Annotated in this window: 15 protein-coding genes and 3 riboswitches; of the genes, 4 read left to right on the top strand and 11 right to left on the bottom strand. The window is 54.5% G+C overall.

Going from position 1 to position 24,512, the window contains the following annotated elements; all coding sequences use genetic code 11:
• Positions 1-21: 21 nt before the first annotated feature.
• The gene (locus DYE26_RS32540) at positions 22-777 is read left to right on the top strand and encodes a DeoR/GlpR family DNA-binding transcription regulator (protein ID WP_036620988.1); all 756 of its coding nucleotides are present in this window, start codon (positions 22-24) and stop codon (positions 775-777) included.
• On the opposite strand, the gene DYE26_RS32535 is transcribed toward DYE26_RS32540, so the two are convergent.
• From DYE26_RS32535 to DYE26_RS32495, 9 genes are all read right to left on the bottom strand, one after another.
• A complete protein-coding gene (locus DYE26_RS32535; protein WP_036627793.1) occupies positions 774-1,505 on the bottom strand; it encodes a LutC/YkgG family protein in 732 nt (243 codons plus the stop codon). The two genes, DYE26_RS32540 and DYE26_RS32535, sit on opposite strands and share 4 nt — an antisense overlap.
• Positions 1,498-3,138, bottom strand: coding sequence for a LutB/LldF family L-lactate oxidation iron-sulfur protein (locus DYE26_RS32530; protein WP_082207716.1), 1,641 nt, complete (start codon positions 3,136-3,138; stop codon positions 1,498-1,500). The genes DYE26_RS32535 and DYE26_RS32530 overlap by 8 nt, the downstream gene beginning before the upstream one ends.
• Complete coding sequence (locus DYE26_RS32525) at positions 3,135-3,863, bottom strand: (Fe-S)-binding protein (RefSeq protein ID WP_036627790.1); 729 nt, start codon at positions 3,861-3,863, stop codon at positions 3,135-3,137. Before DYE26_RS32525 ends, DYE26_RS32530 begins: the two co-directional genes overlap by 4 nt.
• A 198-nt stretch (positions 3,864-4,061) precedes the next feature.
• Positions 4,062-4,820, bottom strand: a complete 759-nt coding sequence (locus DYE26_RS32520) for a DeoR/GlpR family DNA-binding transcription regulator (RefSeq protein ID WP_036620987.1) — start codon at positions 4,818-4,820, stop codon at positions 4,062-4,064.
• Between the two features lie 365 nt (positions 4,821-5,185).
• The gene (locus tag DYE26_RS32515) at positions 5,186-7,267 is read right to left on the bottom strand and encodes a bifunctional rhamnulose-1-phosphate aldolase/short-chain dehydrogenase (RefSeq protein WP_036620986.1); all 2,082 of its coding nucleotides are present in this window, start codon (positions 7,265-7,267) and stop codon (positions 5,186-5,188) included.
• A gap of 734 nt (positions 7,268-8,001) precedes the next feature.
• Positions 8,002-8,445 carry an L-fucose mutarotase gene (gene fucU, locus DYE26_RS32510; protein ID WP_036620985.1) on the bottom strand — a complete coding sequence of 148 codons (444 nt, stop codon included), beginning with the start codon at positions 8,443-8,445 and terminating at the stop codon, positions 8,002-8,004.
• Between the two features lie 45 nt (positions 8,446-8,490).
• Entirely contained in the window at positions 8,491-10,059 is a 1,569-nt protein-coding gene (locus DYE26_RS32505) for a rhamnulokinase (protein ID WP_230877226.1), read from the bottom strand.
• Positions 10,060-10,076: 17 nt separating this feature from the next.
• Positions 10,077-10,745 (bottom strand): class II aldolase/adducin family protein, encoded by a 669-nt coding sequence (locus DYE26_RS32500; protein ID WP_036620984.1) that lies wholly within the window; start codon positions 10,743-10,745, stop codon positions 10,077-10,079.
• Between the two features lie 151 nt (positions 10,746-10,896).
• Entirely contained in the window at positions 10,897-12,687 is a 1,791-nt protein-coding gene (locus DYE26_RS32495; RefSeq protein ID WP_036620983.1) for an L-fucose isomerase, read from the bottom strand.
• Positions 12,688-13,277: 590 nt separating this feature from the next.
• Between DYE26_RS32495 and DYE26_RS32490 the strand changes: the two genes are divergently transcribed.
• Entirely contained in the window at positions 13,278-14,141 is an 864-nt protein-coding gene (locus tag DYE26_RS32490) for an AraC family transcriptional regulator (RefSeq protein WP_036620982.1), read from the top strand.
• Positions 14,142-14,364: 223 nt separating this feature from the next.
• Here the strand turns inward: DYE26_RS32490 and DYE26_RS32485 are convergent, their stop codons facing one another.
• A complete protein-coding gene (locus DYE26_RS32485) occupies positions 14,365-15,186 on the bottom strand; it encodes a hypothetical protein (protein WP_036620979.1) in 822 nt (273 codons plus the stop codon).
• A gap of 301 nt (positions 15,187-15,487) precedes the next feature.
• Positions 15,488-15,580: riboswitch (cyclic di-GMP riboswitch) on the top strand.
• Positions 15,581-15,729: 149 nt separating this feature from the next.
• Between DYE26_RS32485 and DYE26_RS32480 the strand changes: the two genes are divergently transcribed.
• A complete protein-coding gene (locus tag DYE26_RS32480; RefSeq protein WP_115311371.1) occupies positions 15,730-19,749 on the top strand; it encodes an S-layer homology domain-containing protein in 4,020 nt (1,339 codons plus the stop codon).
• 53 nt (positions 19,750-19,802) lie between these two features.
• Here the strand turns inward: DYE26_RS32480 and DYE26_RS32475 are convergent, their stop codons facing one another.
• Positions 19,803-20,456 carry an anthrax toxin lethal factor-related metalloendopeptidase gene (locus tag DYE26_RS32475; RefSeq protein WP_036620973.1) on the bottom strand — a complete coding sequence of 218 codons (654 nt, stop codon included), beginning with the start codon at positions 20,454-20,456 and terminating at the stop codon, positions 19,803-19,805.
• Between the two features lie 92 nt (positions 20,457-20,548).
• A riboswitch (cyclic di-GMP riboswitch) is annotated at positions 20,549-20,635 on the bottom strand.
• 89 nt (positions 20,636-20,724) lie between these two features.
• Positions 20,725-20,812, bottom strand: a riboswitch (cyclic di-GMP riboswitch).
• A gap of 295 nt (positions 20,813-21,107) precedes the next feature.
• On the opposite strand from DYE26_RS32475, the gene DYE26_RS32470 reads away from it, so the two are divergent.
• Entirely contained in the window at positions 21,108-24,476 is a 3,369-nt protein-coding gene (locus tag DYE26_RS32470; RefSeq protein WP_036620971.1) for a discoidin domain-containing protein, read from the top strand.
• Positions 24,477-24,512 lie beyond the last annotated feature (36 nt).

Raw genomic sequence — 24,512 nt, 5'->3', positions numbered from 1 at the left:
AGAAATCCCGAGGTGAATGCCATGCTGGCGGCTGAACGAAAGCAAAAAATCATCGACCTGCTGCACCAGGACAAACGCGTGCTGGTGTCGGAATTAAGCCGGATGTTCGAGGTGACGGAAGAGACGATCCGCCGCGATCTCGAAAAGCTGGAAAAGGAGGGGATCGTCAATCGCACCTACGGCGGCGCCATGCTGGTCCTGCACACGAACGAGGATCTTCCGTATACGACCCGCAATACGCTGAACGTGGAGGTCAAGCGGCAAATCGCCCTGAAAGCGATGGACCTGGTCCATGACGGCGATACGCTGATGGTTGACCCGAGCTCGACTTGTTTTGAGTTTTTGAAAACTTTGCCGCCGAAAAACAACGTCACCGTCATCACCAATTCCGTCAGCGTGCTGCAGGAATTCGCCGGCGCCGGGCTGCAGGTCATCTCGACCGGCGGTACGCTGCGCGGCCGCTCGCTGTCGCTGGTCGGGCCGACCGCCGAACAGACGGTGCAAAAATACAACGCCGACACCGCCATCATCAGCTGCAAAGGCATGTCGCCGGAAAAAGGCGTCTCCGATTCCAACGAGCCGGAATGCGAGCTCAAGAAGCATATGCTGCGCCATGCCGGCAAAGTGATCCTGCTCGCCGACCACACCAAATTCGACAAAACCGCCTTCGTCAAGCTGGCCGATTGGGAGCAGATCGATTATTTGATCACCGATCGCCGCCCATCCGAAACCTGGCTAAAGCTGCTGCGGGACAAAAATATCGAGGTGCTGTACTAACCGACCAGAAGGGCAAACACGACGCCGGGGCCGTGCACGCCGATCGTCAGGTCGTTTTCGATGTCCGCGAAGCGGCTCGGCCCGGAGATGAAATGGATGCCGGCCGGCAGGGCGGAGCGTCCCGCTTCGTCAAATTCGTCCAGCACCTCGCCGAGCCGTGTCTTCATCCGCTCGACGGGAACGACGGCGATCAGCACCGTCGGCAGCAGGCTGACCGAGCGGCCTTTTTCCGGGGACGATTTAACGACCAGGGAGCCGGTGTAAGCCACGGCGCAATCGGCCATCACGATGCCGAAGTCCGCCTCCGCGGCGCGGGCGATCCACGGCTCTTCGGCGTCGGTGTTCCACACCGACAGCCGGGCGCCGGAAGCGGCGAGCGCCGTTTCCAGCCTGAGCTCCGCCAGCGCGGGATCGTTTTGGCGCAAAATATACCGCGCCTTCATTTCCTCCGCTTTGCCGAGCATAAACGTCTTGGCCGCTTCCATATCCGCCAGCCGCACCACATGCCCCCCGGCGCTCGTGAAGTTTTCCGCAAACCGGTTAAGCTTCTCCTCCGGACTCCACGCGAACTCCCGCCAGTAATCCGGCGCTCCCCTAAAAGCGCGCGGCGGAGCTTCCTGCAGTCTCGGCCGCTTCAGACGCCCGGCGATCCGGTTCATAAACTGCTCCTGCTTGGCGCGCGAATCCGCTTCCATTTCCTTGAGCCATTGGCCGTAGTCCTTATCCATCATACGTATGACCTTCTTTCTGCACGGATGCCTGACCGGCCGGTTGCCAGCCTGAAGATTGCTGCCCGCCGGCCGGACGTTTCTTCAGCGCGGCCTGCAGCCGCTCCTGCGCGTTCCGGCGCGCCGCCGTCTGCGCCGCTTGGGCCGCCGCGTTCAGCTCCCGCTCCAGCCCGCCCCAGCGCTCGCGGAACGGCTGCCGGTCCAAGCTCGGAGCGACGCGGCAGCTGTTCCAGCCCTTCAGCGGGCCGATCCGCGCCGGGATTTCGCCGCCGCGCACGACGAGCTTTTGCGCGATGCGCCCGAGCTTCAGCGCCTGGTGAAACCGCTTGGAGTTCGCCATCACGGCGGCGAAGCCCTTCATCCCGGCGTTCTCCAGCTTGTTCCCGTAGCCCTGCTCGACCTTGCGTCTGCGCAAGTAGACAAGCATGTCATGCAGCGGGATTTTGACCGGGCAAGCTTCGTAACAAGCCCCGCATAGGCTGGAGGCCGAAGCGATGTCGTCCCATTCGGCCACATTGCGGGTGAGCGCCGGCGTCAGCACCGCCCCGATCGGGCCGCTGTACGTCCCGCCGTAGGCGTGGCCGCCGATGTGGCGGTACACCGGGCAGGCGTTCAGGCAGGCGCCGCAGCGGATGCAGTTCAGCAGCTCCTGGAACTCCGGGTCGCCGAGCTGTTCGGAGCGCCCGTTGTCGAGGATGATGATGTGCATTTCCTCCGGACCGTCGCCATCGCCGGTTCGCCGCGGGCCGGTAATGCCGGACATGTAGACGGTCAGCTTTTGTCCCGTCGCCGAACGCGGCAGCAGCGTCGCCATCACTTCGAGATCGGTCCAGGACGGAATGATCCGTTCCATGCCCATAAAGGTGATCTGCGTTTTCGGCACGGTGGAAACCATCCGCGCGTTGCCTTCGTTTTCGAACAGCACGATCGAGCCGGTCTCGGCGATGGCAAAATTGCAGCCGGTCATGCCGATGTCCGCCTCCAGAAATTTGGCGCGCAGCTTCCGCCGGACGAAACCGGCCAGCACGGCCGTATCGGGCGGCAGCTCCTCCCCGGCCTCGCGCGACAGCAGTTCGGCGATTTGGTAGCGATTTTTGTGGATCGCCGGGATAATGATATGGGACGGGGCCTCCCCGGCGAGCTGGATAATGTATTCGCCCAAGTCGGTTTCCACCGTCTCCACGCCGATGTTTTCCAGCGCTTTGTTGATATGCAGCTCCTCGCTGACCATCGACTTCGATTTGACCACGGAGCCGGCGTGCTTGCGCTCGGCGATCTCCAGGGCGATGCGGACCGCTTCCTCGCCGGTCGCGGCAAAATGGATGTGCGCACCGTTGGCACGGGCCTGCTCGGCAAACCGGTTCAAATAGTAGTCGAGATGCGCGATCGTATGCAGGCGGATTTGCCGCCCGCGCTCCCGCCATTCCTCCCAATGGCCGTGATCTTCGGACGCTTTCTTTTTCCCGTCCCGCAGCCGTTCCGTCGTAAAACGCACCGCTTTGCGCAAAAAATCGTTGTTCAGCGCCAGCTCCGCGCGCTTTTTGACCGTGGCAGGCTGGGGCCGGGTTTGGGTTTGGACTAGAGTTTGAGTTTGAGCTTGGGCTTGCGAAGCTGTCGTGCTTCCCTGGTTCATGCTCCGCTCACCCCCTCGTACAGCAGTTCCGCCAGATGCATGACGCGCACCGGCTGCTTGCGGTAGCGCAAATTGCCGGCGATGTTCATCAGGCAGGCCATATCCAGCCCGGTCAGCACCTCCGCCTCCGTCTCCAGCACGTGGTCGGCTTTTTCCGTCACCATCGCCCCGGAGATGCCGGCCATCTTCACTGCAAACGTTCCGCCGAAGCCGCAGCAATCCTCCGCGAACGGAAGCGGAACCAGGTCCAGTTCCCTGACGTTTTGCAGCAGCGCCATCGGTTCGTCCTTGATGCCCAGCAGCCGGCTGCCGTGACAGGAAGGATGGTAAGTGACCTTATGCGGGAACACGGCGCCCAGATCGGCAACGCCCAGCACCTGCACGAGAAACTGCGTAAACTCGTACGATTTGTTTTGCAACTCCCGCGCCATCGCCAGCCGAACGGGATCGTTTTCGAACAGCTTGGGGTAATGGTGGATCATCCCGATGCACGACCCCGAGGGCGCAATGACAAAGTCGCTGTCCGCAAAAGCCTCCAGCAGCGTGGCCGCCGACTTCCGCGCCTCATCCCAGTACCCGCTGTTGAACGCCGGTTGTCCGCAGCACGTCTGCTTCGCCGGGAACTCCAGCTTGACGCCCAGCCTTGCAAGCAGCCGGGCCATCGCCTCTCCGATGCGCGGGTAAACCGCGTCGCTGATGCAGGTGATAAACATCGACACCTTGATGTCCGGAGCGGCGGCCGAATCTGTCTTTTCCGCTGAATTTGTTACGATCTTCCCTATTTCCGTACGCACTCCATCGTCCGTTTGTTTGTCCATCTTAAGCACCTCCCATGCGTTTTACTTGCCTGCCGGTGTTCGCAGCGTAGCGGATACTCCGGTCAATCCGGTCAATCCGGTCAATCCGCTCAAACCGAGATCAGCTTAAACCGAAATCAACTTGATCGACCGCTTGCCCAGCTCGCCCAAAACCGCTTCATCCGGCCGGTAATCGGTGATGATCGCATGCAGCCGTTCCGTAGGCGCCACATGGGCAAAAGACTGCTGCCCGAATTTGCTGGCATCGGCCAGCAGCACGACCTCGTCCGCGATGTCGATCATTTTCCGCTTGACCATCGCCTGCAGTTCGTTCGACTCGCTGATCCCGCGCTCGAGGTGGAACCCTTTGCATGATAAAAACAGCTTGTCGACGTGGTACGCGTCCAAAGAGCGCTCGGCGAGCGGCCCCACCCAGGACATCGAACGCCGCGCCAGCTGGCCGCCGGTGGAAATAACCTCGATCTGCTCCTTGTTCCCAAGCTCGGCGGCAACCTTCAGCGAATTGGTCAGCACGGTCAGCGGCATATCCGGCAAATCGGCCGCCATATACCAGGCCGTCGTGCTTGCATCAAGCAAAATCCGCTCCCGGGGCTGAATCCGCTTTACCGCTTCGCGGGCGATTCTTTTTTTCTCCTCCGCCTGCATGACCTCGCGTTCGAAGTAAGGCGTCTCCGGCTGGTGGCCCTGCACACTGACCGCGCCGCCGTGGGAGCGCAGCAGCCGCCCCGCGCTTTCCAGCCGGTCCAGGTCCCGCCGGATCGTCTCCTCAGTCACCTGGCACAGCTCGCTCAGCTCCGACACGCGTATGCTGCCGCGTTCGTTGACGAGGCGGACGATTTTTTCATATCTCTCCGCAGCTAACATCTGCATCCTCCTGCCCTATCCTTTCTAGTTGAACGTTTTGAAAATAACGTGAGGTGCTGCCTGAGCCCCTCCGTGAACCCCCTCATAAAAATAGGGGAATTTTATGCCCTTATTTTCCGGAATGAAGCAGGCTATCACCAATAGCGGAATTTTATGTCCTTATTTTCCCATGAACGGTGGGAGAAACGGCTATTTTCCGGCGATATAAGAAAATAGCGGTAAAAAATTCCTCTATTTTACTCAAAATGAGAAATACCGCTGAAATAACGCCGTTTTTTGTCTTTATTTTATCACCTGCAGAAAGAACGTCCCCATGCTCACGTTATTTCAGGAACTATCTACTAGTCTTCATATTCGCAAACAAATTAGCGAACAAAAGCCGCCGGAACCCCGCCGTCGATCGTCAGCATGCAGCCGGTCGTTTTGGCCGCTTTCGACGAAGCGAAGAACGCCACGCCTTCGGCGATGTCGCGCGGATAAATGTTGACGAGCAGCGTCGTCCGCTTGCGGTAGTACTCCTCCAATTGATCCGGCTCGATACCGTAGGCGGCGGCCCGCTCGTTGCGCCAGTTAGAGTTCCATATCGCCGAACCCTGCAAAATTGCATCCGGCAAAATCGTATTGACGCGGATGCCGATTTCCCCGCCTTCGGCGGCGATGCAGCGAGCCAAATGGGCTTCCAGCGCTTTGGCGGAGCTGTAGGCGGTGACGTTTTTCCCCGCATACACCGAGTTTTTCGAGCCGATGAACACCATGCTGCCGCCGGTATTTTGCTCCTTCATCTGTTTGAACGCTTCGCGCGCCACGAGAAAATATCCCGTGCCAAGCACGGAAATATTCAAATTCCATTCCTTTAGCGACGTTTCCGTGAACGGGCTGGAGGTGGCAAGTCCGGCGTTGTTGACGATGATGTCGACGCCCCCGTAGGCAAGCGCCGTTTCCGCATAGGCCGCCGCCACCTGGTCTTCCTGGGTCACGTCCATTTTGACCGCCAGCGCCCGGTTTTCGCCGTATTTGGCGTTGATCTCGGCAGCCACTTTTTGCGCACCTTCCAGGTTGAGGTCCGCAAGCACGACATGAGCGCCTTCTTCTACTAGACGCCGCGCCGTTTCGCTGCCGATGCCGCCGGCCCCTCCGGTAATAAAAGCGACCTTGCGGGAGAACTCCGCTTCGGCGGGCGCAAGCGACAATTTGTACAGCTCCAGCGGCCAGTACTCTACGTTATAAGACTCGTTTTCGCTAAGCGACACGAACCGGCCCAGCGCGGTCGCCCCTTTCATCACGGCGATCGCCCGGTGGTACAAAGCGCCGCTCAGCTTGGAGTTGGTCCAGCTTTTGCCGGTGTTCAGCATCCCGAGGCCGGGGATCAGGATCACGCGGGGAGCCGCGTCGAACATCACGTCATCCGCCTGCTTGTTGCGCTCAAAATAAGCCTGATACTGCTCTTTATAGGCGGCAATGCCGTCCTTTAATTTGTTTTTCAGGCCGTCGATGTCGTCCGCGGCCGGCGTCCAGTCGACTAACAGCGGCACCACCTTGGTATGCACCAGGTGATCCGGGCAGGCGGCGCCGATTCGCGACAGCTGCGCGGCGTCCTGGCTGCCGGTGAATTCCAGCACATCGGCTTCGTCGTCAAACGTGACGATCACCGGCTTGTCGCCGCTCGCCAGCCCTCTGACCAGCGGCATCACCGCCGCCGCAATCCGTTTGCGCTGCTCCGCCGGAAGCGGCTCGGCCTTAGCTCCGCCGAACACCCGGCCTTCCGCGGCCTGCGCCTGAACCTGCGCTTCAATGTAGCGTTCCGCTTCATTGATGATCGCGACCGTTTTGGCATAGCACGCTTCCGGCGTATCGCCCCAGGTCACGAGCCCGTGCTTTTCCATCAGCACCAGCTCCGCTTCAGGGTTGGCCAGCACGCCTTCGGCGATCATCTTGGACAACGTGAAGCCCGGCCGGATATAAGGAACCCAGACGAAACGGCTGCCGTAAATTTCCCGGGCAATCTCCTTGCCGTTATCGGCGCAGCACAAGCTGATAATCGCGTCCGGGTGGGTGTGGTCCACATGCTTGAACGGCAAAAAAGCGTGCAGCAGCGTCTCGATCGACGCGCGCGGATGTTTGGCATCGATCATGCAGTTCGCCAGGTAAGCGACCATCTCCTCATCGGACATCTCCTCCCGCTCGAACAGCGGCCGGATATCGTCCATACGCAGGCCGGTGAAATTCCCCGCCTTCATCGTCGCCAGGTCCGATCCGCTGCCTTTCACCCACATCACCTCGACGTTGCGCCCGCGAAAATCTTTTTCGATCGTTTTGCTCGACGTGTTGCCTCCGCCCCAGTTGCATACCCGGCGGTCCGCGCCCAGCAGGTTGGAGCGGTACACCAGCTCATCAAGTCCGGGAGTTAATGCCGCTGCTTTGGATGAATCCCATAAGTTCTGAACCATGTTTTTTCTTTACCTCCATTTTTGAATGTTTGTTTTTTTCTTTATTTTTGTTTGTTTTAATTTTAAACCATTTGTTTCGTTTTGAATATAGCGCTTTCAAGAAAAAATAAAAAAATCCTCCGTTCCCTTAACGGAAGATTTTCGAATCGGCCTGCCGATAACCGTTACAAAGTTCAGTTGCCCTACCGCCTGATTGGAAAAAATCCAATAGATTGACGAAAAGCGGAGGCAATTTGGATCTCTAATTGAAAAATATCCAATAGATTTCGCTCAAAGCGCCCGTTTTTCACCGTGCCAAGCCGATTCTATCACTGGCGTTGCATTTAAATCTGGCAAGATACATTTTCTGGGCACCCCAATATTCTAACGGTTGCCACAAGCGCTATTTATTCCAATACCGTTGATTTCAAATTGTAACGGTTGCCATGGAGCTTATTTCGCTGAAAACCGGTAATTTCTGCTTGAATTCAGGCAAATAACGGCGCTGGCAATCGTTAGAATTTCGAAAAGGTCTTTTTTCGGCAAATAGCCGCTGCTGCAACCGTTAGATTTCGGATGGCTTTTACGGGAAGACTTGAGCAAAAGTTAATGCAACGCCAGTGCGATTCTATGGAAATATCCTATATAGCCGTGGGGTATTTGCCGGTATTTTTTCAATTCTATTGGATATTTCCAATTAGAACATTGCGTTGACCCCGGGACTGCGGGAATCAGGTATCTGGCTAGAGCAGCCTCTAAGGGGCCTGAATGACGACGCCCTTTTTTAAAATCACGTTGGCATACAGCGCTTTTTCCCCGGTGGATACGATAGCGTAAGCCTGTTTGGCCCTTTCGTAAAAAGCGAACCGCTCCACCTCCTCGAAAGGGTCATTGTCGTCCACCGGATGGTACCGGCTTACAATTTCCCGGTATTTGCCCCAGATCGGCGTTTCCACCGCGTCCCCCGGTGTCACCGCCATCAAGGACACGGGCCGGTCGACATAAACATCGAGGGGAAACAGCGGCAGGATCGCCTCCAGCAGCTCGGGGATCCCGTGCCCGCCGCAGCGCACCAAACGCCGGGCATGGCTGGCCGCCGGAAAATTGCCGTCGGCGATGACGATTTCGTCCGAATGTCCCATCTCCATCAAAATTTTGATCAAATCCGGCGTGATCAAGCCGGAAATTCCTTTTAACATACACCGGCCTCCCAAATTCTTATAGTGAGTAAACGAACCGCCCACCTAGCTGCCGGAACGGAAACGGCCGCCGATCGGGGAAGCGGCAAGCCGCAGATACCGCTTGTAGGCTCTCGCCCATTCCGCCCGGCGCTCCGGGCTGCCCGGCTGGAAAGTTCGGAGCGGGAACGACGACTTCACCAGTTCCCGCCCCTCCCGCATATCTTTGATCCGGCCGGCGGCTCTGAACTGTACAAGCAGATTGCCGATCGCGCTCGCCTCCACCGGTCCGGCCCAGACCGGGCGTCCGATGGCGTCGGCCGTAAAGCCGCACAGCAGCTCGTTCTGAACGCCGCCGCCGACCATATGCAGGCCGGCAAAACGCGAGCCGGTCAGCGCCTCGGCCTGCTCCAGCACCTGCCGGTAGCGCAGCGCCAGGCTTTCCAGGATGCAGCGGACCGTGCCGCCGGCCGAATCCGGCTCCGGCTGCCCGGTCTCCCGGCAGTAGCCGCGGATTTCCTCCGGCATGTCCGCCGGATTCATGAAGCGCAGGTCGTCCGGATCGATCAAGGAGCGCAGCGGCTTGGCCTCCTCCGCCAGCCTGACGAGTTCGGCAAACGTGAAGCTGTCGCCGCTTCCCTGCTCCCATTTGCGCTTGCATTCCTGCAAAATCCACAGCCCCATGATGTTTTTCAGCAAATGGAAGCTTCCGTCCACGCCGCCTTCATTGGAAAATTGCTGCTCGAACACCGCGGGCGTGAGCAATGGCCCAGGCATCTGCGTGCCGAGCAGCGACCAAGTGCCGCTGACCAGGTACGCGAAGGACGAAGACGCTGCCGGCACGGCCGCCGCGGCCGATTCCGTATCGTGCGAAGCGACGGCGACCACTTGGATCGGCGGCACGTCCAGCTCAGCGCAAACCTCGGCCGTAAGCTCTCCGATCACCGTCCCCGGCGGCACCGGTTCCGGAAAAATGTCCCCAGGCAGACCAAGCTCCTCCATCAGCTTCCGGTTCCAAGCGCCCTGTCCCGGGTCATAGAGCCCCGTAGTGGTCGCCATCGAAAATTCGCAGGACCGTTTTCCGGTGAGAAAATAGTTCAGCAAATCGGGCGTGAGCAGCAGGGTTGCAGCGTTGTCCAGCTTGGGGGAAGCGGCTTTTTTCATCGCGTAAAGCTGATATATCGTATTAAAGGGCATAAACTGCAGCCCGCTCTCGCGAAACAGCCGCTCCGGACCGGCCAGGGCGGATACTTCCTCCACCAGTCCTTCGGTCTGCCGGTCCCGGTAATGGTACGGGATGCCCATCAGCTCGCCGTTTTGGTCAAGGAGTCCGAAATCGACGCCCCAGGTATCGATACCGCAGCTTTCCGGTTGGAAGCCGGCCTGAAAAGCTTTGCGAATCCCGTTTTTGATTTCCTGCAGCAGCCTCGGCGTGTCCCAATGCAAATGGCTGCCGATTTGGACCGGGACGTTCGGAAAACGGTGGACTTCCGTAATTTCGAGCTTGCCTTGGCCTTGTGCGCCCTCCGCAACAATCTCGCCTATAATGGCGCGGCCGCTGCCCGCTCCCAAATCAAACGCCAAAACGCAAGGAAATGGAAGTCGCCGTTCGCTCACGTTCATAGACATGGACATGCTTAACGCACCTTCCGTTATTTCATTTTTTGCAGCAGCTGAATCCGGTAATCCTCGCTCTCCAGCGCGGCGATATCCGCCACTTCCCGATCGGTGAGCGGCACCGGCGTTCCCGCCGCCCGGGCGCTTAAATAAATCTTCGCGCTCTCCTCGACGACCTGGGTCCGATAGTACGCCTCGCGAAGATTCCGGCCGGTCGTTACAAGCCCATGGTTGCCGAGCAAAATCGAGCTTGTCTCACCAACTTTGGCCGCCACGGCATCAGCAAGCAGGTCGGTCGTCGGAATGAGGTACGGAATATACGCCGTCCGTCCGACCAGTGCGGCTTGATCCGGAAACATGATCGGCAGCTCCCGCTCGATCAGCGTAAAAGCGATGCAATTCGGCGGGTGGGTGTGCACCATGGCGCCGATATCGGGCTTTTGCCGGTATCCGTACAAATGCATCAGCACTTCCGATGACGGGCGCAGCCCGCTATCCGTCACCTGCCCCGTCGGAATGTCCACTTCGATCCACTGCTCCGGCTCGATCTCCTCAAGGGCGAAACCGCTCGGCGACAAGTACATTTTATCTCCCGCCCGGGCGCTGATATTGCCCCCCGGCCCTACGACCAGCCCGTTTTCCACGATTTTGCGGGCGTATTTGCAAAGTTCCTGCCGGATTTCTCCGGCGTTATCCTGATCCATTTTTGCAATTCTCCTTTTGGGCTTAATATGTTGATTTAGATTGTCCGCGGTTAGCTGATTAGGTCTTTCCGTCCTTTTCTTGTGGACTTTCAGCCAAAATGTCTTTCAAAAGGCGGACACTTCGAAATCAGAAAAGTAATGCCTCCAGAGCCTAACTGTACAGCGGTCCGAACGCCGTGCAGGCGCGGAAATCGGCGCTTTCCGCGTCTTCGGTGCCGAACAGGCCCCAGGCGCGCGGGCGGAAGATTTTCTCCTTCGGCACGTTGTGCATGCTGACGGGGATACGCAGGATCGAAGCCAGTGTGATCAAGTCGGCGCCGATGTGCCCGTAGCTGATCACGCCGTGATTGGCGCCCCAATGGTCCATGACATCGTAGACGCTGGTGAACGCGCCGCTGCCGGTCAGGATCGGGGCGAACCAGGTCGACGGCCAGGTCGGGTCGGTCCGCTGATCCAGCGTATCGTGTACGTGTTCCGGCAGATCGACCGAGTAACCTTCGGCGATTTGCAGCACCGGGCCGAGCCCCTTCACCAGATTGAGCCGCGCCATCGTCATCGGCATGCCGCCGCGGGTCAAATAATCGGTCGAGAACCCGCCGCCGCGAAAATATTCCACCGAAGCCGGGCGCCACTGCGTTGCTTTGAGCATGCGTTCGACTTCTTCCGCGCTGATTTCCCAGTACGGTTTGATCGCGGGCGCGCCGTTTTTCGTCTGTTCGCCGGTGCCGTCCAGCGCCGCCGAGCCCGAATTGATCAAATGCAAAATGCCGCCCGCCGCGCGGCCTTCCAGCTTATAGCCGGTCACCCGCTCCACGGAGGAAGGGCTCCAGTACGTGCGCACGTCGGCAAAAATCTGCGCCGTATTGGTCAGCAGGTACCCGAACAGCATGCCGACGCCGTTTAAGCTGTCGTTTTCCGTGGCCACTACATAAGGAGAACGCGTTCCGTTCCAATCAAACGACGAATTCAGCAGCGTCTCCATAAAATCCCCGTTCGGAAAATGATCCGTCCACTGGCGCTGCCCCTGGAATCCGGAGGCGATCGCATGATGACCCTGCGCTTCCTCCTCAAAGCCCAGTTCGGCCAGGCGCGGATTGCCGATCATCAGATCGCGCGCGATCAGCGTCATTTTGACGACCGTTTCCCATTCCCGATCCTTGCGCTCGCGGGACGTTTGCAGATGCGCCGGGTTGTTGTCCGGCCCTTCCTGGCAGTTGTTTTTCACCCAGTCCAGCGCCCGCTTGTATTCCTCGGGGTCAAAAATCTCCTCTTCGATCCGGCGCGTAAATTCGCTCATGTCAACGTATTCGTTCCGCATGCCCAGATATTCCTGGAAAAAGGAGTCGTTCACCATCGAGCCCGCGATGCCCATCGACACCGATCCCATCGACAGATAGGCCTGATCACGCATCATCGCCGCCGCCAGCCCGCCGCGGGCAAAACGCAGCAGCTTCTCCTGCACATCGTCCGGAATCCGGTCGTCGCCTTCGTCCTGCACGTCTTCTCCGTAAATGCCGAACGCCGGCAGCCCTTTTTGCGCGTGCGCGGACAAGACCGCCGCCAGATAGACCGCCCCCGGCCGCCCGGTGCCGTTAAAGCCCCACACCGCTTTCGGAATCAGCGGGTCGGTATCCATCGTTTCCGTGCCATAACACCAGCAAGGGGTCACCGTGATCGATAGGCCGACTTCGGCCTGCTTGAATTTTTTTGCCGCGGCGGCCGCTTCCGCTACTCCGCCGATACATGTGTCGGCAATGACGCATTCCACCGGCCGGCCGTTCGGATAACGCAGCTCGGCGCTGAGCAGGCGCGCAACCGCCTTGGCCAGGTTCATCGTCTGTTCCTCAAGCGATTCGCGGACTCCTCGCCGTCTGCCGTCAATCGTCGGGCGAATGCCGATTTTCGGAAATCCGTTTCTCCATCTGTAATCGTTTTCAACCATACCTGTCCTGCCTCCTTGGCCTTGGAATATGGTCTCATTTTAAAATGAGCTAACCAGCTTCGTGAACCTACTATATTGCCTTATTCGCAGCACAAAACCGCAAAAAAGTGAACCTCTCCCGCAAGCCCCGTTCATCCGCCCAGACATAGCTTCCAAATAGCGCATCCATTGAAAACATGAAGCCTATGCAGGCGTGAATTTCGCGTACTGTACACCAGTGATCTTCTCAGCCCGTCAGAGTTACTACACCCCTTATTGGAAAAATCCAATAGATTGCCGGATATCGAAACGCCTTTTTTTCCTCTCATTGGAAATATCCAATAGATTTCGCTCGAAACGTCTGTATTGCGCCATGCTGGGATTCATCTATTGGAAAAATCCAATCAAACCGCCGCATCCCCACTTTATTTCCGATTCCATTGGAGATTTCCAATCAGAACGTCCGGCCAGGCAGGCCGCGAAAACCTGAAACCGCCTCCCGATCAGATCGGCTTGTTGAAATGTGAAACCTGAGGTCCAGCTTTTTTTCCAACCTCACCCGCTTGGGATATAATAGGCGTATCCATCCGATCGTGGGGAGGAACTCTAGCGTGCCAAAAATCGAAATTCCGCATCGCAAAAGCGATCGTTTTCGCTTCAAAAAAACGCCCGAGCTGCTGTTCGCCGGCCAAGTCGTCGATGAGCGCCGATTTTACGCCCCGCCGCAGATCCATGATTTTTGCGAAATTATTTATATTGTTGAAGGCGCCGGAGAATTCCGGATCGCGGGCAAAACGTACGAGGTTCGCCCCGGGGACGTGGCCGTATACAACGCCGGCGTACCGCACGAGGAACGCTCGCTGAGTCCGGAACCGTTCAAATTGATTTACTGCGGCGTAAGTAACGTGCATATCGAAGGCGTCCCCCAAGGGCAACTGCTTCCCGCGTACGTGGAGCCGGTCATTCCATGCGAAAAATACGCCTACAAAGTGGAAAGCTGCCTGTCGGAAATGCTGCAGGAGTGCGATTCGCAGGTACTGGGCTACGAAACGCTCAGCAACAACCTGCTGATGTCGCTCATTACGCTCTTGTACCGGATCGTCGACGTCAAACATCCGTTTGACCCGCTCAAGGACAAAAACGAAATCACGGTCCGGACCAAGCAATTTATCGATAAAAACTACACCCGCAGCATCACGTTAAAAGAAATCGCCGACACGCTGTACGTCAGCCAGCATTATTTATCCCACCTGTTCAAAAAGGAACTGGGCGATTCGCCCGTCAACTACCTGATCACCCGCCGCATCGAAGAGGCCAAACGCCTGCTTGCGGGCAGCGACGCAGCAATCCATGAAATCGCCTCCCGTGTCGGGTATGGGAATGACAAGTATTTTTCCATGCTGTTCAAAAAAGTGACCGGCCAATCGCCCAGCGCCTACCGGGACGCGGAAAAGCAAAAACGTACCGGGCGCTAAAGCAGCGGGAGTCGCTAAAGTAGCGGCGCGCCAAACTGTATAATGGTTGTTCTCTTACGTTGGGTATGGGGGATAACGGGGAAAAGAAGAGCCAAGAGCGGTGTACGAACTGCTACGAACTGCAAAAGTGCAGGCGATTTTCGTCGAAACTCCTCGAAACAGGTGGCTCAAATGTAAAAGCCCGAAAGTGCGGCGTGAATATTCACGCCGCACTTTCGGGCTTTTACTTTATTGTCAGTTCGTATAAATGTTTTTTTCCTTCATAAGTAAATTGAATTTCCCCGCTATCGAATTCGAAATCCCTAAGTATCTCTTTCTGACCGGTTTTGGTGTTATAGACAAATGCTTCATTGGTGTAACTCCCATCCGGATTGCCTGGCGTAGTGTAAACGCCCACGTACAAACCTTCCGAATTATCTACTGTATAATGATAAAATCTGCCTCCAGAGGCATGAAATTCTTCGATGACCTTGTTGCTGCTTGGATCATTAACATTCATTGCCCATAATTGTTGTCTTAGAGGCTGCGAACCACCACGAAAATCGGAAACGGTATGATATAAAATCGTATCGTTTACGGCAAATAAGTCATCAACTACGACATCGGCTTCGCCATCTTTAAGGGGTAGGGTTAGAAGTTTCGTCGATGTGTTGATATCCAGCGTATTATCTTTTGCATTACTTAGATATATACTAAAAGGCTCGGTAGGATAGTACTCTGGATAACTTTCCGTTTCAGGACGCTGCTCTAGCGTTGGCGCAGGAATCCAAACCATTCCTTTGGGTGTTTTAACGGCAAAGGTATATTTCTCCGCATTTTCGTCTTTTACTGCCACCTTATAAATCTCGCCATCGACATCGAGACTGATTGTTTTTTGAGATCCCTTACTATTATCAGTTGCAGGGCTGGTTTCATTTTTCGTTTGAGTAACTTCTGTTTTTGTTTTTTCCGTGGAAGCAGGCGCGCTTGTTATATTCCCGCAAGCCGATAGAATCACCGAACAAATCATGAAACCTATTACAAACTGGAGTGCCTTTTTGTTCAATACATTTGAGCTCCTTTAACCAAAATTTCATGCGCTTCTTTTATTGTATAACAATATTGCACTAATTCTGTGTCATTTCTGCTATTTAATGTTTGAAATTATTTAACAATTGGAAAAGAGGAGTACTTTTGTCTTTTTAAACGATAATATCCGAAAAAATATAGTATGGAAGCTCGGATCATCTATACTGTGACTTTTTTATCTATTACATTGTTGACAAGTGCTTTTTTTTGAAATATATTGAAATTGTTTGATAGGATATTAGTAATATTTTACTACATCCAGGTCTTTTTAACTATAATCGAATATTCGGCACACTAATCGAAAGATTAGGTCGCAAAGCCTTGGAGTCTAACAATTCGAAAAGCGAATTAATGACCGTCCGGCTGCATAACAATGAATACTATTGTTTATGCAGCCTTTTTTATTTTCCCCTCGTTCTCAACGGATTTTTCCGTGAGATATATAAAATACCCAAAGCAAGGAGGGTAGAAAATTAGTGCCTGAAAGGGAGGAATTCTATGAAAAAATGAGGAGGAACCAATGAAACGCGGGTTAAAAATAATATTGTCCTGGATTTGCATGTTTTCGCTTTTTGCCAGTCCCCTGTCCGTCTTCGGCGCAAGTTCGGGGGACCCCGTCTGGCCGAATCCCGGAGCCATTCAATTGAGCAAAACCGCCCAACCTACAGGGAGCCCTGGCGAGTGGGAAATTACGCTCAAGGCTGAAGGAAAAAACGTCCGGACCAGCTCGGACATCGTGCTGGTCATCGATAAGTCGGGGAGCATGGACCAGCGAAGTGGATGGTTTACACCATCGAAGATGGATAACGCTAAAGATGCCGCAAAGAAATTTGTGGATAATTTGCTGTTACCAAACTCTTCCACCCAAATCGCTGTGGTCTCATTTAATAAATCCTCTACCCTTATCTCAGGTTTTAAAGGTGCTGGCAATAAGAACGCTTTGAAAAATGCCATAGAAGGTATTGAACCGACCGGCGGAACGAATATCCAGGCGGGCTTGAAGAAAGCTAGCGACCTGTTGGCGAACAGTATCGCGCAAAACAAAATAATCGTGTTGTTAAGCGACGGTGAACCAACATTCAGCTTCAAGGGAACACATGCTGAAGGATTCAACTGGCCTAACAGCAGCAACAACTTTTCGATTACGAGTTTTGATTACGGAAAAACCCTTGGGACAGGTGCAGATTTTACTTTTAAAAACTATGATTGTAATATCTTTGGTTTTAACTGTAAAAACGACACCTACAACATCAACAATTATCAAGTCAAGGATAACGGCATCGGTACCATTTCCGAAGCAAAAATCGCCAAAGATGCAGGGCTCAAGATCTTTTCGGTAGGCTTGGAAGTTTCAAACAACAGCAACGCGATAAATGTGTTAAAAGACATTCAAAGCGAAGGCTACTTCCCTGCCAACAGCGATGAATTGAACACGATTTTCCGCGAAATGGCCGGAAAGATTTCCTATGCGGCTCAAAATGCCAAAGTCGTTGATCCGATGGGAGACATGTTCAATCTCAAGAAACAAGGCGCACAAGTCAGTCCTCAGGATTATTCCGCATCGCAAGGTACGGTAACTTGGAACGCTGCAACCGAGACATTTACTTGGGACGTCGGCAATATCGCCGAAGGTGAACCTGCTTCATTAACTTACAAAGTGGTCTTGGACCAATCCAAAAACCCCGTTTCTAATGTCCTCTATCCTACGAACGGCAAAACGACAATCGAATATACGAATGTTACGGGCGAGAAAGTTTCGAAGGATTTTGAGGTGCCGAAAGTAAGCATCGGCAACGGTTCCATCCTCATGAAGGGCTATAAAGTCAATGCGAGCGGCAAGCCTGTCAATGCCGAAGGCGTTGAAGTGGAAGGACCGGAATTCGCGGAATTGCTTTATAGCGAGTATTACAAGGATCAAAACGGGAATGAGGCTTTGCCGATCGGGGCTGCGGAATATTCCGTATCGGCCAAAAACATTGCCGGGTATCAGTTGAAGGTAGGAGAAAATCCTGTTAGCATCCGGCTTACCGCTACCAATCCGACACCGACAGTTTGGTTTGGTTATGAGGAAGCGGTTGAACGGACAGTTACCGTTCATTATTTGGAGCAGGGAACAGAAAAGGAACTCGCTCAATCAACTACGGTAAAAGGTGTCGCTGGGCAAAAAGTAACTCTAACGGCTGTCGAAATTCCGGGCTACACTCCGGAAAACAAAACTGCCGAGTACGTGGTTAAAGCCGAAGGCAGTAACGAGTACACCTTCTACTACGTCGCTAATAAGCAAAGCGTAGAAGTACAGTACCTCGAGCAAGGCACCAACAAGAAACTCGCTGACCCAACTACGGTTGAAGGCGTGACCGGGCAAACACTCGAGCTCAAAGCGATCGGCATCCCGGGCTACACCCCGGTGGAGCCAAGCTTCAACTATAAGCTTGGCGTGGAGAATGCTCCGCATATCTTCTACTACACACCGAGCGAACAAACCGTTACAGTGAAGTTCGTGGAGAAGGAATTGGGGAATGAACTGATCGAACCTCGCACTGTGACGGGACACACCGGCAAAACCGTAACTCTCGAAGCAGCCGAAATTCCGGGCTACACTCCGGAAAACAAAACTGCCGAGTACGTGGTTAAAGCCGAAGGCAGTAACGAGTACACCTTCTACTACGTCGCCCATAAGCAAAGCGTAGAAGTGCAGTACCTCGAGCAAGGCACCAACAAGAAACTCGCTGACCCAACTACGGTTGAAGGCGTGACCGGGCAAACGCTCGAGCTCAAAGCGATCGGCATCCCGGGCTACACCCCGGTGGAGCCAAGCTTCAACTATGAGCTTGGCGTGGAGAATGCTCCGCATATCTTCTACTACACAGCCAATGCCACCGAACCGGATGACAGCAGGACTCTGACCGTCAGATACGTGGATCAACAGACAGGTAAAGACTTGCTCAATCCAACTGAGCGTTCGGGCAAAGTAGGCGAAAAAATTACCCTGACGGCCGAAAATTACACAGACACCGTTACGGGGGCGGTTTACAAACCGCACGCTTATGAAGTGCCGTACACCTTCACAGAAGATCAGGTGCAGCAATTCGTATTCAAGTATGCCCAAGGCAATACCGGTCAGGAGCGTATTGTAACGATCCACCATGTGGACCGAGAGACCGATGAAGAGCTTATCGAGCCAACGGCTTCCAAAGGTATCGCCGGAACGAATTTGGTCTTTTATCCTGAACCAATTTCAGTGACCGATGTCGTTTATTTCCCGGAACAAACCAAATACGACATTAAAATTACACTAGACGCTGGACAGGAATATACCATCTACTACGTTAAAGGCGAACCGGATGAACTGGCACAGGTCACCGTCTCTTATCGAGATCGAGAAACAGGTAACGAGTTGGCCGCACAGGAGATCTACAAAGGCCGCATTGGGGCCGGAATAGAGTTCTCCGCTAAACAGGTAGAAGGATATACTCCGGAAGTTGCAAACCACACGCATACTTGGACCGACGATCCGAATCAGACTTATGTCTTCTATTACACGAAAAACGCACCGGCGGATCGGCAATTGACCGTCAAGTATTTGGAAAACGGCACAAACCGGCAATTGGCGAGTCAGACCACAGTATCCGGCAAACCGGGAGAGACGAAAACGCTGACGGCCGTATCGGTATCCGGGTACAATCCAGTGAAAGCGACCGCTTCCTACACGTTTAGTGATCAGGAAGGCCAAGAGTACGCGTTCTACTACACTAAAAAATCGTCGGATTCATCCGGCTCCAGCGGATCGGATAATTCGGGAAGTTCAAACCCGAATCCAAGCCCAAGCACACCGGAAGTAGATCCGCTTCCGCCGTTGCCGCCGCTGCCTGCCGTTCCGCCAAAACTGGAAACGGAAAATCATTACGACTACATTAACGGGTATCCGGACGGCACGGTTAAGCCGTTGAACAATATTACCCGTGAAGAAGTCGCGGCGATTTTCTACCGATTGCTCGATGATGAAAGCCGCTCCGCCTACCTGAAAACCGGAAATTCCTTCTCTGACGTTGGAAATACGCGCTGGTCCAATAAACATATTTCGACGATGGAGAATGCCGGAATTATTACGGGATATCCGGACGGCATCTTTAAGCCGGGGCAATATATTACCCGAGCCGAATTTGCGGCGATCGCTTCCCGCTTCGACAAGCTGGACGAACGGCAAAACGATACGTTCACGGACATTACGGGGCACTGGGCGGAAAAATATATCGCCTCCGCAGCCAACAAAGGCTGGATCAAAGGCTACACGGACGGAACCTTCAAACCGGAACAATACATTACCCGGGCTGAAGCCGCCAAATTCATCAACAGCGTACTGAACAGAAAAGTCGATAAGGACGGAATTCATAAGGATACGAAACAGTGGCCGGACAATATCTCCGGCATGTGGTACTACTACGATATTCTTGAAGCCACAAATCATCATGAATACTCCAGAAGCGAATCCGGAGTCGAGGTTTGGAGTGAAATAAAAGCTAGCCGCGTCTATCCTTAAAGCAAGCAGGCTCCCTTTCGGTGAACCAACCGGAAGGGGGCCTTTTATGTTTACTATTTCCAGTTTGCGTACAGCTTGTCCAAAAACTCATAAGTCAAAGGCATATGCTCTTTCAGATGTTTCTTCGTTTCCTCGCTGTAAAAATACAAAGTTGACGTTTCCGCAAAATACTCGTTCGAATACGCCGAGAGATAACCGTCACCGCTGTAATCGTTGTTGGCTTCCTTTTTCCAAATTTCAGTAAATTCGAGCGAAGAGCTGATGTTATTCAGCACAACCCGGTCAATCGCATGGAAAGTTTCATGAAGCTCCAGGTTTTGTCCGTTATGGCCCTTCCCCTTGTTGCTGTACCCGATTCTTACGATCACCACGTTCATGCTGACGCCCGGCACATCGTCCCAGGTCAGCCCGGTCTTCTCCCAGCCTCTCGGAGTAATGCCCTTGTACTGGGCGAGCTCCGGTTCATCCGTAATTTTGCCGTTGACCAGTTTGATTTTGACGCCGTTGTCCTTTAAGCCTTCCAGAAGAGAAGCCGGAATTTCGGAGAGCCGGCTTATCATTTTGCCTGCGTCGCTTTTGTTGAAGTCGTCCTTGGGGAGCACGACGATATCATTCACCAAACTTTGGCTATCATCCGCATAAGCCGGAATTGCCGCTAGATTCATAGCAAAAATAAATGCAAACGCCAAATAAACGATTCGTTTCATCCCGTGTTCCTCCCAAAAGCGCACCGAATACGATGCGTATTCAACCGAATCAGGAAGAAACGAAATACCGCGTATTTGCGTTTGGCTTCCATATCGGCAACTGGCTGGCGTTACGGATTTCCGTGGTAGCCCCTATAGCTTTGCGTCCCCATCTTTCGATGGATTTGCCTTTATCAATATGAAATGTCGTCTAAAGCCAACAAAAAAGACCTTCTTACCGAAATAAGAAGGTCCTGTAGTGCAACGCTTAAAAAACGCTGGCCTCTTGATCGGTAACTGGCTGGTATAGCGAACATGCCGCCTTAACCCCTATAGTTTTGCGTCTCCACCTTTCGATGGATTTGCCTTTATCAATCGCTAAACTATTTAACTTTCATAAAATCTACCAATCTAGTTTTAGAATAAGTCCGATAGACTAGATAGTCAAGAGTTCTTTGAAAAAAATGTCGAGAACGTCCGGTTAGAAAAATTACCGTTTTTTCGTAAAATTACACATCATTTCCGTAGAGGAACTACTTCCCTTTAGTAGAATTAACGATTATGATAACTTACATTAAGTGCTACTATTTTATAATTATAGAAAAGGAGTGAATATATCGTATATTTTAACGGTCTGAAATTGTTGAATTCTAAGAAAATGGGAGGCTGCTGATGAAAAAATATTGGGTATGGTTAAGTATCGTGGCATTGTTGGTAGGGGCCGCTCTGCTCCCCCTCGGTTCATCTGCGGTTCAGGCCGCCGAAGGGGCGAATCTGGCACTGGGAAAAGCCAATGCGGCAAGCGGACATAACGACGTTTATGTTGCTGCAAATGCTTTCGATAATGATCAGAACACCTATTGGGAGAGTACGAACAATGCGTTCCCGCAATGGATTCAAACCGATCTGGGCAGCAAAACGAGCATCGACCGGGTTGTTTTGAAGCTGCCGGCGGGCTGGGAGCCGCGCACGCAGACGTTATCGGTTCAGGGAAGCGATGACGGCGCAAGCTTCTCGTCTATCGTCGATTCCGCCAAGTATACGTTTGATCCGGCGGCCGCCAATACGGTGGAGATTGATTTCGCAGCCGTGACCACCCGTTACGTCCGAATCCATGTGACGGCCAATACCGGCTGGCCGGCGGCGCAATTTTCCGAAGTGGAGGTATACGGGAGCGAGAACGGGGGCGGCGATCCCGATCCCGGCTCCGATCCTGGTGAAGAGCCCGGCGACGGGACGAATCTGGCGGCCGGCAAACCGATTGAGGCCTCCTCTGCCACCTTTAATTATGTGGCCGCCAATGCCAATGATGACAACATAAACACGTATTGGGAAGGAAACGGCCATCCAAGCACATTAACCGTAGACTTGGGAGCCAACGCCAACCTTTCCTCGGTAGTGATCAAACTGAATCCGTCGAGCATATGGGGAACGCGCGCGCAAACGATCCAGGTGCTGGGCCGCGAGCAAGGCTCCCCGACCTTCACGAACCTGGTTTCCGAGGCCAAGTACACCTTTAACCCGGCTACGAAAAACACTGTTAAGATTCCCGTCAGCGGAACGGCGAGCAGCGTACAGCTGCGCTTCACCGCAAACTCCGGAGCCCCTGGCGGACAGGTCGCCGAGTTTCAGGTTTTCGGCGTTCCGGCGGCCAATCCGGATTTGACCGTGACCGATTTGTCCTGGACGCCGAGCAATCCGCGGGAAACGGATGCCGTCACTTTGACCGCAACCGTGAAAAATATCGGCACAGGTCCCTCCCCGGCGACGGATGTCGGCTTCTACCTGAACGGAACGCTGGCCGGCACTTCCCCTGTCAAAGCGCTGGACGCCGGCGCGGTGGCGAAGGTATCGCTGATTGCCGGCGCGAAAACCGCCGCTTCTTATTCGGTCAGCGCCAAGGCCGACCCGCGCAATTCGGTGATTGAGCTGGATGAGACGAACAACGAGTATACGAATCCAACGGCGCTCGTCATTACGCCCGTCGCCAGCTCCGACCTGGTCGGCACGGTCTCCTGGACGCCGAGCACCCCGGCTTCCGGAAATGCGGTATCATTTCACGTGAATCTGAAAAATCAAGGCACTATCGCTACGGCCGATGGCGCTCATGAAGTCACGCTGACGCTTAAAAATGCCGCAGGCGCCACGCTGCAAACGCTAAATGGAGCTTATCAAGGCATTTTGGCGGCCGGCGCGGACGCTGATATCGCGATTCCGGGAACGTGGACGGCAGCGGACGGAAACTACACGATCCAGCTCACCGTGGCCCCGGACAAGAATGAAACCGCGGGGAAACGGGAAAACAACACCAGTTCGGCCAGCCTGGCCGTGTACGCTCAGCGCGGGGCAAGCATGCCGTATTTCCGCTACGACACCGATGAGGCGGTCCGCGGCGGCGGCGCCGTACTGAAGAGCGCTCCGACCTTCGATCAGGCGCTTACCGCGTCCGAGGCTTCCGGTCAAAAATACGTCGCGCTGCCTTCAAGCGGCTCCTATCTGGAATGGAAGGTTAAACCGGGGCAAGGCGGGGACGGCGTGACGATGCGCTTCACGATGCCCGATTCCTCCGACGGCATGGGGCAAAGCGGCTCGCTTGACGTTTACGTCAATGGCGCCAAGGTGAAGGCCGTACCGTTAACCTCCTACTACAGCTGGCAATACTTCTCGAGCGATCAGCCGGGCGATACGCCCGGTGTGGGACGCCCGCTTTTCCGTTTTGACGAAGTGCACTGGAAGCTGGATACGCCGCTTAAGCCGGGCGATACGATCCGCATTCAGAAAGGCAACGACAACATTGAATACGGAGTAGACTTCATCGAAGTTGAGCAGGTTCCCGATCCTATCGCCCGTCCGGCCAATGCGGTTTCCGTCACCGATTACGGCGCTGTGGCGAATGATGGCAAGGATGATCTCAACGCTTTTAAAGCAGCCGTAAATGCGGCGGTGGCGGAAGGCAAAACCCTGTATATTCCGAAGGGCACCTTCCACCTCGGCGGCATGTGGGAAATCGGCTCGGCAAGCAAGATGATCGATGATCTCAAGGTCATGGGCGCGGGGATTTGGCATACGAACCTGCAGTTCACCAATCCCGATCGGGCGTCCGGCGGCATCTCGCTCCGCATTTCGGGCCAGCTTGACTTCAGCAATGTATACATGAACTCGAATTTGCGGTCGCGGTACAACCAAGAAGCCGTTTATAAAGGGTTCATGGACAATTTCGGCACCAACTCGAAGATCCACAACGTGTGGGTGGAGCATTTTGAATGCGGATTTTGGGTCGGGGACTACGCCCATACGCCGGCGATGATCGCAACGGGGCTGGTCATCGAAAACAGCCGCATCCGCAACAACCTTGCCGATGGGGTCAATTTCGCCCAGGGCACCAGCCATTCGACGGTACGCAACAGCAGCCTGCGCAATAACGGCGACGACGCGTTGGCAATCTGGACTAGTAACGTAAACGGCGCTCCCGCCGGTGTAAATAATACGTTCTCGCACAATACGATCGAAAACAACTGGCGCGCCGGGGGCATCGGCATTTTTGGCGGCAGCGGACACAAGGCTACCCATAACCTGATCATCGACGCCGTCGGCGGTTCCGGCATCCGCATGAACACCGTGTTCCCGGGCTATCATTTCCAAAACAACACCGGCATTGAGTTCTCGGATACCACGATCATCAACAGCGGGACTAGCAAAGACCTATATAACGGGGAACGCGGGGCGATCGATCTGGAAGCCTCGAACGACGCTATCCGGAACGTCACGTTTAACAACATCGACATTATCAACAGTCAACGTGACGCCATTCAGCTCGGGTACCCCGGCGGCTTCCAAAACATCGTGTTCAACAACGTTACGATCGACGGCACCGGCTTGGACGGGGTAACCACCTCGCGCTTCTCGGGACCGCATCCGGGAGCGGCGATCTTTGCCTACACCAACAACGGTTCCGCCACATTCAACAACCTGGTTACCCGCAAGATTGCCCATCCTGATCTGTATTACATTCAGAACGGGTTTAAATTGGAGATCAATTAAGGGTTCCGTACAAAAAAAAGCACGCGAGCAGCAAGG

The sequence above is a fragment of the Paenibacillus macerans genome (assembly GCF_900454495.1).
In the GTDB taxonomy this organism is placed as follows: Bacteria; Bacillota; Bacilli; order Paenibacillales; family Paenibacillaceae; genus Fontibacillus; species Fontibacillus macerans.
This window is presented reverse-complemented; position numbering and strand designations above follow the sequence as displayed.